9 protein-coding genes are annotated in these 12,533 nt (G+C 55.9%); 8 read left to right on the forward strand and 1 reads right to left on the reverse strand.

Features of this window, described 5'->3' with window-relative positions; all coding sequences use genetic code 11:
* Positions 1-37 precede the first annotated feature (37 nt).
* The 8 genes from VE009_RS00550 (at position 38) to VE009_RS00585 (ending at position 11,418) form a co-directional block, all read left to right on the forward strand.
* A complete protein-coding gene (locus VE009_RS00550) occupies positions 38-2,332 on the forward strand; it encodes a helix-turn-helix domain-containing protein (protein ID WP_325005427.1) in 2,295 nt (764 codons plus the stop codon).
* A 23-nt stretch (positions 2,333-2,355) separates the two neighbouring features.
* On the forward strand, positions 2,356-3,411 hold the full coding sequence (locus VE009_RS00555) for a tartrate dehydrogenase (RefSeq protein WP_325005428.1): 1,056 nt from the start codon (positions 2,356-2,358) through the stop codon (positions 3,409-3,411).
* Positions 3,412-3,428: 17 nt separating this feature from the next.
* Positions 3,429-4,649, forward strand: a complete 1,221-nt coding sequence (locus VE009_RS00560) for a mandelate racemase/muconate lactonizing enzyme family protein (RefSeq protein ID WP_325005429.1) — start codon at positions 3,429-3,431, stop codon at positions 4,647-4,649.
* A 320-nt stretch (positions 4,650-4,969) separates the two neighbouring features.
* The gene (locus tag VE009_RS00565; RefSeq protein WP_325005430.1) at positions 4,970-6,403 is read left to right on the forward strand and encodes an NAD-dependent malic enzyme; all 1,434 of its coding nucleotides are present in this window, start codon (positions 4,970-4,972) and stop codon (positions 6,401-6,403) included.
* A gap of 51 nt (positions 6,404-6,454) precedes the next feature.
* Entirely contained in the window at positions 6,455-7,753 is a 1,299-nt protein-coding gene (locus VE009_RS00570; RefSeq protein WP_414694751.1) for an FAD-binding oxidoreductase, read from the forward strand.
* Between the two features lie 2 nt (positions 7,754-7,755).
* On the forward strand, positions 7,756-9,108 hold the full coding sequence (locus VE009_RS00575) for a (Fe-S)-binding protein (RefSeq protein WP_325005432.1): 1,353 nt from the start codon (positions 7,756-7,758) through the stop codon (positions 9,106-9,108).
* 5 nt (positions 9,109-9,113) lie between these two features.
* The gene (locus tag VE009_RS00580; protein WP_325005433.1) at positions 9,114-10,580 is read left to right on the forward strand and encodes an FAD-binding oxidoreductase; all 1,467 of its coding nucleotides are present in this window, start codon (positions 9,114-9,116) and stop codon (positions 10,578-10,580) included.
* 76 nt (positions 10,581-10,656) lie between these two features.
* Positions 10,657-11,418 carry a fumarylacetoacetate hydrolase family protein gene (locus VE009_RS00585; RefSeq protein ID WP_325005434.1) on the forward strand — a complete coding sequence of 254 codons (762 nt, stop codon included), beginning with the start codon at positions 10,657-10,659 and terminating at the stop codon, positions 11,416-11,418.
* 209 nt (positions 11,419-11,627) lie between these two features.
* Here VE009_RS00585 and VE009_RS00590 read toward each other — a convergent pair whose 3' ends face one another.
* Positions 11,628-12,374, reverse strand: coding sequence for an IclR family transcriptional regulator (locus tag VE009_RS00590; RefSeq protein ID WP_325005435.1), 747 nt, complete (start codon positions 12,372-12,374; stop codon positions 11,628-11,630).
* Between the last annotated feature and the right edge of the window lie 159 nt (positions 12,375-12,533).

Consider the following 12,533-nt stretch of genomic DNA (forward strand, 5'->3'; position numbering starts at 1 on the left):
CAGGCATTGCAGCTACCCCATAGGCGGTGATCGATAGATGTTTACCTATAATAAATATCTGACGAAGATGATCGTCTTTACTGTCGGGATCAGCACATTGCCCATTATTTTGCTAGGCCTCTTCTTCTACATTAAGACATCGGGCACCGTGCAAGAGAAGGTGAACCACGGGAACATCCTTCTTCTCGAGCAGACGCACCTGCGCATCGAGCAGGTGCTCGGCGCGCTCGATCTGCAGATCGAACGGCTGGCCGAAAGCCCGTTTGTCGCCGAGGCGCTGGAAGAAGGCATTACGCCGTCCAAGTTCATGCTTGTTCAGCAGCTCCATCGTTCGATGTCTCAGGTGCAGACACTGGATATCGGCATTCGCGACGTGCACTTGATCGACTTGAATCGAGGCACCATCCTCAACAGCGACGGACTGAACCCGTTGTCCCAGGCGGAGATGGTCTCGATTGACCGCTATCGGGAGCTGGATCGGACGAAGTTTTGGGCCGCTGATACGGAAGAGGTGCTGAAGGGCGGGAGGGACGCATCGTTCAGCATCCGCCTCGTCAAGAAGGTGCCGGCCTTCGCCGAACGACCGAACGGCATGCTCATTATCGATATCCCCGGGAATCAACTGCGTAATTATTTGATCGAGAAGAACGCGCTGGGCGACATCCTCATCCTAGATGAGAATTATCGGCTGTTGACCGCGCAAAATGAAAGCGTTATCGGAGATGCGGCAGTGTTGGATGCGCTGATCGCCCGCCTGAAGGCGTCCGAGGACCCTTCCGGGTTGTACGAAACGAGCTTCGGAGGGAAGCAGGTCGGCGTGGCGTATCAACGTTCGACCTTCAACGGCTGGATCTACATTTCGATCATCCCGATCGACCTGGTCCGGTTGGAATCGCGGCAGACCGGCGCGCTCATCTTGATCGCCAGCATCGCCATGCTGCTGTTCGCGGTCGCCATTTCGCTCGCCGGTTCGCACCGGATGTATACGCCGATCCAGCGGCTGTATCAATCGTTGTTCGTGCATGCGGACAAAGGACGGAAGCGGCTCGACGAATTCCGCGCCATCCATGAGGGCTTCGCCAGCATGCGAAGAACCCAGCTCGAGATGGCCGATTCCCTTCGGTCCCATACGCGGCAGCTGGAGGAGTACTACGTCCTTAAGCTCATTCGGGGAGAGATCCCGCCTTCGAAAATTTACGAGAAGCTCGAGTTCGTGCAGGTCGACGCGACGAAGTGGAAGCATATGGCCCTTCTGACGATTCAGATCGACACGCTGCGGGGGACCCGGTACAGCGACGGCGACAGCGAGCTGCTGCTCTTCGCCATCAATAACATCGTGGGCGATCTCGTGCCAGAGCACCGGCGGCTGCGACCGATCGTGGCGGACTCCTTCCAAGTGACGCTGGTGTTCGACGATCCGAACGCGAACGAGGATTTCCGAACGTCCGTCTATTCCCTGGCGAAACGCATTCAAGAGGGCATCGAAAGCTGCCTCGCGCTGCGCGTCAGCATCGGCGTCAGTCGGATGTACAGCGGACCGAAGGATGCGAAGATCGCATACCGGGAGGCAAGGGACGCGCTAAAATACCGCGTGCTGTACGGACAGAAGACGATCCTTCGCATCGAGGACGTCCAACCCGCACAAGCGGTCGCGACGCAATATCCGAAGGACTTGGAGCGGCAAATTCTCGATGCGGTGAAGATGGCGGACCGGGAAGGGCTGCCGCCGCTGCTCGACGCGTTCTTCAAGGACATCGGCGGGCAGTACCATAATTACAACGATTACCAAATTGCCGTCACCCGGTTTTTCGTAAACCTCATTCGGCTGCTGCAAGAGAGCGGCGTTCCGCAGCTGGAGCCGTTCGGCGGGGAACCGCCGCGGCTCGAGCAGCTGCATGCGCTCGCGTCCGTCCAAGACGTGCGCGACTGGTTCGCCGGGCAGCTGATCGGACCGATGATGCGCGTCTTCGAGGAGCAGCGGAAGAATCGGCACCGGACGATCTCCCAGGAAATCGTGGAAATGATTCATCGAGACTACGATACGGATCTTACGCTGGAATCGTGCTCTCACGCGCTGAACTACCACCCGAGCTACATCAGCAAGGTGCTTCGCCAGGAGCTCGGCATCAGCTTCAGCGACTATTTGCTGCGATACCGCATCCAGAAAGCCAAGGAGATGCTGGAAGAGACCGATCTGAAGGTGTCCGAGATCGCGGAGAAGCTGGGCTATAACAACTCTCAGAACTTTATCCGCTCGTTCCGCAAGTTGGCGGGAACGACGCCGGGATCGTATCGCGAGGACTACCATCGGGGTCGGTATAAAGCGAATTAGAATCGAGAGGAGTCGAAGAATTCGTGCACACCTACCGCATTGCGGTCATCCCCGGCGACGGCATCGGCAAAGAAGTGGTTCCCGCCGCGCTCGAGGTGCTGGATGCGATCGCCGCGCTGCACGGCGGCATCGCCTTCCGATACGACACGTTCCCGTGGAGCTGCGATTATTACTTGACCTATGGGACAATGATGCCGGACGACGGACTGCGGACGCTGCAAGATTACGACGCGATCTTCCTTGGCGCCGTCGGCGATCCCGCGCGCGTACCGGACCATGTATCGCTGTGGGGCTTATTGATCGCGATCAGGCGCGAATTCGAGCAAGCGATTAATCTGCGCCCCGCGAAGTTGTTCCGCGGGCTTCCCTCGCCGCTGCGGCAGCCGAACGATTTCGACTTCGTCGTCGTACGGGAGAACAGCGAAGGGGAATACAGCGAGATCGGCGGGCGCATTCATAAGGGCGCGGATGAGTTAGCCGTCCAGAGCGCGATCTTCACGCGGCGCGGGACCGAGCAAGCGATTCGGTACGCGTTCGAACTGGCGGGCAAGCGCCGGGGACGCGTCACAAGCGCGACCAAGTCGAACGGCATCGTCCACTCTATGCCGTTCTGGGATCAAGTGTTTCGCGAGGTCGGCGCCGAGTATCCGGACGTCGCGGCCGGTTCCGCGCACGTCGACGCGTTGGCGGCGTTCCTCGTCACGAAGCCGGAGACGTTCGACGTCATCGTCGGCAGCAATCTGTTCGGCGACATTCTAACCGATATCGGCGCCGCGATCATGGGCGGCATCGGCATCGCGCCGGCCGCGAACTTGAACGTGAACGGCAAGTATCCGTCCATGTTCGAGCCGGTGCACGGCTCCGCGCCGGACATCGCGGGCCTCGGCATCGCCAATCCGATCGGGCAAATCTGGACGGCCAAGCTGATGCTGGACCATCTCGGGCACCCGGACATGGGCGCGCATCTGCTGCAGGTCGTCGAGGACGTCACGGAAGCCGGCGTCAAGACGAGAGACCTGGGCGGGACGGCTTCGACGCTGGAAGTGTCGCGGGACATCGTACGTCGATTGAAACAATAAAGGAGGGCATGGCGTTCATGAACCCTATGTATCGGGATCTCTCCTATTTGTATTTGGACCCGTCTCGCGCGTGCGTCGGGCAGGGGGTCGACGCAGCGCTGTTGGAGGCGGCGGCGAACGCCCCCGTGCTTCGGGTCCGGACCGCCGAGCCCGTCGTCATCGCTTCCGTCGAGCTGTTGTTCAACCACGGGCAGTATTTCGTTCGGACCCGCTCGAAGGACGGCGCCGAAGGGATCGCCGTCGCCAGCGACCGAGCTTCGTACCTGCATCCTTTGCTTCGGGAGCAAATCGTTCCGTACTTTCTCGGCAAAGACGCGCGGCAGCTCGAGCAGTTGATCGACGGCGTGTACGGGTATGACAACAACTACAAGCTATCCGGTCTCGCGTTCTGGTGCTGCGTCTCTTGGGTGGAAGCAAGCTTGTTGGATTTGCTCGGACGGATCGAAGGGCGCCCGATCGGCGATCTGTTGGGCGCCGTCATTCGGGACGAAGTGCCGATCTACGTCGCCAGCGGGAATCGGGGGACGACGCCGGAGGAAGAGATCGAGGTGCTGCAGGGCAGGATGGCGGAGACCGGCGCTCGGGCCGTGAAGTTCAAGATCGGCGGGCGCATGAGCCGCAATGCGGATTCGATCAGCGGGCGTTCGGAGCGGCTGATCGCCTTGGCGCGGAAGACGCTGGGCGACGAGATCGCCATCCACGCCGACGGGAACGGCTCCTACGACCCAGACTTCGCCATTGAATACGGCCATTTGCTCGAGGACATCGGCGCCTTCTTCTATGAGGAGCCTTGTCCATTCGATCATCTCGAGGAAACGCTCGCCGTCGCGAACGCGCTGGACATTCCGCTGGCGTTCGGCGAACAAGAGACGAGCCTGCGCCGGTTTCGCTGGATCGTCGAGCGCGACGCGGCGCAGGTGATGCAGCCGGATCTGCAATATAACGGCGGCTTTATCCGGACGACCCGCGTCGCCCGCATGGCGGCGCTCAAGGGCATCCCCGTCACGCCGCACATCTCGAGCGGCTTCGGGTACGCCTATATGCTTCACTTCGCCTCGTACATCCCGAATCTCGGCGCCTTCCAGGAGCTGAAATCGGGCGTCGCGGAAACCGGCGGCTTGTTCGACCCGATGCTGCAGGTGCAGGACGGCGTGATGAAGACGCCCCGCGGTCCCGGCCTCGGCCTGGACGAAAGCGTCGTTCGCGGGATGCTGCGGCACGCGCATACGTTGTGGTAGGAGATCGATGACCTAGAGCTCCTCGGCCCCGAAAGCGGACGAATCGTATCTCGGCCTGCGGGACCGCCCCGGCTTCATCACCGTTCTTCGGTGGTTACAACCGGATGCATAAAGATGGAGGCTGCCGGCATTAGAAGCAGTTGGACGCATGGGCAGCCGCAAATAAGTGATTGATTGCCGAAAGCCGGGGGAGATTCAGGAACCCCGGCTTTCGATTTCCACTTTTGCAATTGACAGAAGAATCAATCTATGTGATATTATAATTAATTCATAATATAGAATGTGGTTCATTATGATGAACAAAACAGGAGGGGCACAAAATGGCCATTCATACGAATATTATTTGCCGGGTAGAAATTGATAAATCGAAAATCACCTTCGGCGAAATTGCAACAGCCATTAACGGTGCCGGCGGCGATATCATTGCGGTTGACGTGATTCAAGCCGGGAAGCTCAAGACGATCCGCGACATTACCGTTCAATTGAATATAGAAATGCATCAAAAATTGATACATGCCATACAATCGCTTGAAGGTATACACATCATCCATGTTTCCGACAGCACCTTCTTGGCCCATTTGGGCGGTAAAATTCAAGTAGTCCCTAAGGTGCCTATCAAAAATCGCGAGGATCTCTCACGCGTGTACACTCCAGGCGTTGCTAGGGTTTGCACAGCGATCGTCGAGGATCCGACAAAGGTGTACACCTTAACCTCCAAGCGGAACACGGTGGCCGTCGTCACGGACGGCACGGCCGTTCTCGGGTTAGGCGACATTGGACCTGAAGCCGCAATGCCGGTTATGGAAGGGAAAGCGATGCTGTTTAAACAGCTGGCCGACGTCGATGCGTTCCCGATCTGTCTGCAAACGAAGGATACGGAGGAAATCATCAACATCGTTAAGGGAATTTCCCCTACGTTCGGCGGGATCAATCTTGAGGATATCAGTTCCCCCCGCTGCTTTGAGATCGAACGCAGATTGCAGGAGGAGTTGAATATCCCCGTATTTCACGACGACCAGCACGGTACCGCCGTCGTCCTGCTTGCCGGACTGATCAACGCCCTTAGATTGGTAGAGAAGTCGATTCGCGATATCAAAGTTGTCGTCTGCGGCGTGGGCGCGGCCGGGGCAGCTTGCATAGAAATGCTTCTAGTTGCAGGGGTGCGCAATTTGGTAGCGGTTGACCGCTGCGGAGCGCTCGTCCCGAACACGACTTACGATCACCCGACGCTTGATCGGATCGCCTCCAAGACGAACCCTGATTATGAGGAGGGATCGTTGAGCGAAGTCATATCCGGCGCCGATGTGTTCATAGGCGTATCCGGTCCCGGAGTCCTCAAAGCCGAAGATATCAAAAGGATGGCCAAAGACCCGATCGTGTTCGCGATGGCCAACCCCGAACCGGAGATCGACCCGGAAGTGGCAGAGCCGTTGGTTCGCGTGCTTGCTACAGGGAGAAGCGATTTTCCGAACCAGATCAACAATGTCCTATGTTTTCCCGGAATTTTCCGCGGGGCCCTAGATTGTCGAGCCACACGTATCAATGAAGAGATGAAGCTTGCGGCGGCCAGAGCCATCGCCTCGATCGTGACCGACGCAGAGTTGAATGAACACTATATCATCCCCAGTATTTTCAACGATAAAGTAGTTTCTTCCGTCAGGGAGGCCGTGATGGAGGCAGCAGTAAAATCGGGCGTAGCCAAACGGATTCCTCGGGAGCTGCAATCCCACGAAGAACTTACAGCTATTACCTAATTTATGAATTAGGAGGCGTACAATGTGGATGTTGGAGCAATGTTATCCGAGATGAAAGCCGCGTTCCCTGGGTTGGCCATGGAACCCGGCCGGATGAACGACTGGTTAGGAAACGGCGGTCATGTGCATGTGTATCCGACATCGGAGGAAGAAATCGCAGCGCTGCTCAAGTATGCGCATGAGCGGGGCAAGTCGGTATCGGTGCAAGGCAATGGGTCCAAGCGCGGGTTCGGCGGATTGAAGGAATCGTTCGATATTTTGCTGTCGTTATCCAAATATACCGGCATCGTAGAGCATACCGTGGGCGACATGACCGTAACCGTAAAAGCCGGAACGCCTTTTTACGAGCTGCAGGCTTTTTTAAGGGAGCACCGGCAGCAGGTATCGCTTGACCCGGCGCTGCCGCGCTTGTCTACGGTTGGCGGAGTAATCGCTTCCAATGATAGTGGTCCGAAGCGCCTTGGGTACGGCTCGGCCCGGGATGTCGTTCTTGGGCTGCGGGTCGTTTACCCCGATGGAACCGTGATTCGTACCGGCGGGAAGGTCGTTAAAAATGTTGCCGGCTATGATATGAATAAATTGTTTATTGGGTCGATGGGGACGATTGGCGTCATCACGGAGATTACCTTCAAGCTGCGGCCTTTACCGAAATTCGAAAGTTTGGTTTTAGTGTCGTTCCAAGACCATCATACGGAGGAGCTGCGCTCGTTCGCGGTCGAACAACTGGACTCCATGTTGGAACCGACTGCTTTCGAATTGTTAAATCCTTCGTTAGCCGAACGATTGATCGGCCGAAGACAGCCGACGCTTGCCATCAGCTTCGAAGATGTAGAGAGCGCCGTCGTTTATCAGGAACAGAAATTGACTCGAGCAGTGCCGAAGACAGCGCATGTTACCGTGTTGCGGAATGAAGAGCTTGCCCGATTTTGGAACCAATTGTACAGCATGGTTCCTAATGGGCTCGAGGCGCCGTCTCCGACGGCGGAAATCGAGGCTGCTTTAAAAATCGGCGTGAAAAATATGGATGTACTTCAAGTGTTGGAAGATTGCTCGGCGGTTGCGGATCGGCATCGTTTGACCGCGTATGCGCACGGCGGCGTTGGGCACGGGTTATGTCATACGGTGTTAAAAGGAGCAGCGGGCGACGTGCAAGCCGCCATCCAGGAGCTGCGCAATGCGGTAGGGAAGCTGAAAGGTTACGTCATCGTAAAGCATATTCCATTATCCCTGCGTCGAAACATTAACGTTTGGGGAGAGACCCCGGATACCTTCTTCTTGCTTGAAGGCATTAAGACCAAGATCGACCCCCGGCGTGTCTTGAACGATAAGAGGTATATTGGAGGGATTTGAAGGTGAAACAGATTCCGGCCTGTTCCCCGAACGTCAAAAGCAATTACTTGTGGAGCGACCCTCCGGATGAGAATAAATGGGCTGATTGCGTACACTGCGGGATGTGTCTGGAATCATGTCCTACCTACGAAATTACGGGTCAAGAGCAGCATTCGCCGCGCGGGCGCGTTCATCTGATGAAGTCGGTGGCTGAAGGCAAGCTTGAAGTGAATGAACAGTTTGCGGACCCGGTGTTCCAGTGTTTAGATTGCCGCGCCTGCACGACCGCTTGCCCGGCCGATGTTGACGTAGGCGGTTTAATCGAAGAAGCGCGCGGTCAAATTCGTCAGGCGATGCCGCCAACGGGCGTGAAAGGGCTGGTCAGCAAGGCTTTCCTCGAAGGTTTATTTCCTCATCCCGCCCGAATGCAGACGTTGGGAGGCCTTTTAAAGTTTTACCAAAAGAGCGGATTGCAAAAGCTTGTTCGTTCGACGGGACTCCTTCGCATCATGCCGAAGCATCTTGTCGAGATGGAATCGATCATGCCCAAGATCGGCATGCCTGTCCGCAAGAAATATAAAAGTAAGGGTATGATCCCGGCCAAGGGAAAAGTCAAGAATACAGTTGCCATGTTAACTGGCTGTATCATGGACGTTATGTTTAGCGATATCAATGAAGCAACCATTAATGTACTGACTCGGAACGGCAATCATGTCGTCATTCCGAAGGAGCAAACCTGCTGCGGCGCGCTTCACGTTCACGCGGGCGACCGGGAAACCGGCAGAAGATTAGCGAAGCAAAATATCGAGGCGTTCAAGGACGCGGATCGGGTGATCGTCAATGCCGCCGGCTGCGGCTGCATGTTGAAGGACTACCCGGAGTTATTCCGCGAAGAACCCGAGTGGAAGGAAAAGGCGGAAGCCTTCTCCGCCAAAGTGCAGGACATATCCAAATACCTTCACGACACAGGTTACGAAAAACCGAAGTCTGAAATCAAAACTCGATTGACGTATCACGACGCTTGCCATTTGGCGCACGGCCAAGGAATCCGTAAGGAGCCGCGCGAGATTTTGCTGGATATCCCGGGGGTCGAGATGGTGAATATGCCGAACGCCGACCGCTGCTGCGGCAGCGCTGGGATTTATAACCTTACGAATCCCGAGATGGCCGGCGCTGTTTTGGAAAGCAAGATGCAGAATGTCCCGGAGGACGTGGAAATGATTTCGATGGGGAACCCAGGCTGCATGCTGCAAATGGCGGTGGGGGTCAAAAAGTATGGCCGAAATCAAAGGATCGTGCACACCGTGCAGCTGCTGGATTGGGCATATAAGAAAGACGATGAGCGGGGCGTAAATACAATCCAATCTAGGAGGTGAAGGCTGTGTCGCAGAAGCTGAAAACGAAGGATGAGCATATACTCAATCTTGCGAAGCTTGTGGACGGTCCGAATTCCATCCTTTATTTAAAGGAAGATTTGATTGCTTACGATTGCGACGGGTTCACGATTCATAGGCATTTGCCCAAAGCGGTCGTTTTTCCGAAAAATACCGATGAAGTAGCCAAGGTGGTAAGGTACTGCACTTCCCGCGGTCTCCCTTTCCTTGCCAGGGGGGCGGGGACCGGATTAAGCGGCGGCGCCATCCCGATTAATGGGGAAGTGATCATCAGCATGGTTCGTATGAAGCGCCTGCTGAGCGTCGATTTGGAAAACCGCCGCGCTGTCGTGGAACCGGGCTTTGTAAATCTTAAATTGACCCATTCGATCGCCGAAAAAGGTTACTACTACGCACCCGACCCTTCGAGCCAATACTGCTGCACGATCGGCGGCAATGTGGCGGAGAATGCCGGCGGAGCGCATTGTTTGAAATACGGCGTAACCACGAACCACGTTCTCGGCCTCGAGGTCGTTCTGCCGAACGGGGAAATCGTCGATATCAATACCGAAGGTATCGCGGATGCGCCGGGCTACGACCTGCTCGGCCTATTTACAGGTTCGGAAGGCACACTGGGAATCGTCACCAAAATTACGGTGCGTATCTTGAAAAATCCCGAAGCCAAAAAGACGGTGCTTGCCTACTTCGACGAAGTGTCGGACGGCAGTTATGCCGTATCCGATATCGTATCTGCGGGCATCGTGCCGGCCGCTCTCGAAATGATGGATAAGACGGCAATCGAAGCCGTGGAAGCCGCTGCATTTCCGGTCGGACATCCGAAGGATATCGCAGCCCTCCTGCTCATCGAGGTAGACGGCATTTCCGCGGGCATCGACGAACAAATCGATCAGATTCTGGACATCTGCCAACGCCGGAATGTACGTGAGGTGAAGGTCGCTCGGGACGAGCAGGAACGGGCCCGATGGTGGGCGAATCGCAAGACAGGGTTCGGGGCGATGGGGGCGATTTCCCCGGATTACTTGGTTCAGGACGGCGTCATTCCGCGCAGCAAGCTGCCGGAGGTGTTGAACCGAATTCACCGAATTAGCGAGGAATCGGGGCTTCGCATCGCAAACATCTTCCATGCGGGAGACGGCAATCTACACCCGCTCGTCCTATTCGACGCACGAATCCCGGGTCAGACGGAGAAGGCATTGGAAGCCGGCAGCGCCTGCTTGAAAGCTTGTGCAGATGTCGGCGGATCGATCACGGGGGAGCACGGCGTCGGGATCGAGAAGAAGGAAGAAATGCGATTTATTTTCAGCGACGAGGAAATCGCCGCACAGGTAAGCATTCGCGAGGTGTTCAATCCGAATAACCTGTTGAATGGCGGGAAGTTGTTCCCTAGTCCGGGACGCTGCGTCGAGGTCAAGAAAAATATTAAGGAAGTCGCCGCAACGAAGCACGGGGCGTGATGGCGTAAAGCAATCGGAAAGGCCTAGACGAATTATGGTCAACTGCGAGAAGAAAACATATCGGGGGGAATAGACGATGAAATTAGCCAGATTTATCGTTCAAGGCGAACATGAAATTCGCAGCGGCATTGTCGAGGATCGTTCCATTCGCGAATTGACGGGAGACGTATTTACCGCCTTTACATTTACCGGGAATTCGTTTGCTGTGGAGGATGTTCAGTTCAAGGCCCCGCTTCAGCCGAGACATATTATCGGCATCGGCAAAAATTTCGCGGCTGACGGAGTTGAGAAGCCTGCGATCCCGGATATGCCGATTCTTTTCTTCAAACCATTAGGCACGGTGGTCGGCCCAGAAGATCCGGTAATCCTGCCCCAGGGGACGAAGGAGATCAAGTTTGAGTCGGAGCTGGCTGTAATTATCGGGAAGCCCGCGAAAAACGTGAATCCATCGGAAGCGGATCAAGCGATATTCGGCTATACGGTAGCGAACGACTTGGGCGCGACCGATTATTTCCACCCCGAGGGCCATTGGACGATCGGCAAAGCGTTCGATACGTTCTGCCCCCTAGGTCCAGTAATCGAGACGGAATTCGATTACCGCTCGGCGCGCATTCAGGCAACGGTCAATGGCATCGTCAAACAGGACGCTTCGATGGAGCGCATCATTACGCCGATCGACGTCATGATATCGTATATCAGTCGTTTCATGACCCTTATGCCGGGAGACGTAATCCTGACGGGAACTCCGGCCGGGTCGGAAGCGGTACGCGCAGGAGATACTGTCGATTGTTTTATCGAAGGGATCGGACACCTGCGAAATACGATTCAAGCCTACTAAAGTTCCCCCTATATCCAGTTTCACAGCCGAACGGGTACACGGAAAGGTCAACATTTTGACGGGTCGGGCTGGGGGTGACGGTTCAACCGGAGCGGCTCGAACAGGCGGATCAAAGGCAGAAGCCGTGCATCCATTTGGGGTGCACGGCTTCTTAGGCGTAGAACTGGAAAAATCAGCCGCAGGCGCATCGTTGAGGGTTCAATCGGATATCAGACGTTCGAAAGCTGCTGCGCAAGTTGCAGAATCTCCTGAATGGCGAGCTCCTTCTTCTCTTCCCAACGATGAATCGGCATGGAACAGCTGATAGCGGCGGCGATTTCGCCGCTCGCCTTGCGAATGGGCGCGGCGACGCAGCAAAATCCCATGACCCCCTCTTGCAGGTCCAACGTATATCCCGCCTGCCGCCCGTTCGTAACTTCCTGAATCAACGCTTGCCGCGATTCGATCGTGTGGGCGGTAATTTTAGGGAGTGTTTCTTGGGGAAACAAGGCGCAGATTTGGTGTTCGTCCATGTCCAACATCAACGATTTCCCGAGACCCGTCGCGTGCGCCGGGAAACGGACGCCTGGACCGGACACCATTTGTACGGGACTAGGGGCTTCTACCTTGGCCAAATAGAGCACCTCGTCGCCCTCGAGCACTGCGAGTTGAATGGATTCTTGAAGCTTGCGCATCAAAGGTTCCGCCAAGCGCCGAAACTCGCCGATCAGATCGTACTGTCGGAAGAAGGCGCTCCCATACCGCCCAAGTGTGCTGCCGATCGCATAAGTTTCATTGCGGTCGCGGTTGACCCATTGCAGTCGTTCCATCGTAACTAGCAATGAATATAGGGTACTCTTGCTAATCCCGAGCTTCTTGGACAAATCGGACAGCTTCCATCGGTAAGGTTCGTCTATTAATACGTTCAACACGGCATCGGCACGGTCTAAAGCGGGGACGCTATATTTTTGATCCAAACAGAGCACTCCCTTTACTGAATGATGTTCTGTATTTTAAACCAAGTAGATCGTACCACTTCTCGGACAGCGCCGTCAAAACATACGAGGGCTCCCTAACGTTTAGCGCCGAGCGGTTGGAAGACTCGAAAATCGATCAAATTTACCGGTTGTTTGCGG

Origin of the sequence: Paenibacillus sp. (assembly GCF_035645195.1) — a bacterium.
GTDB lineage: Bacteria > Bacillota > Bacilli > Paenibacillales > YIM-B00363 > Paenibacillus_AE.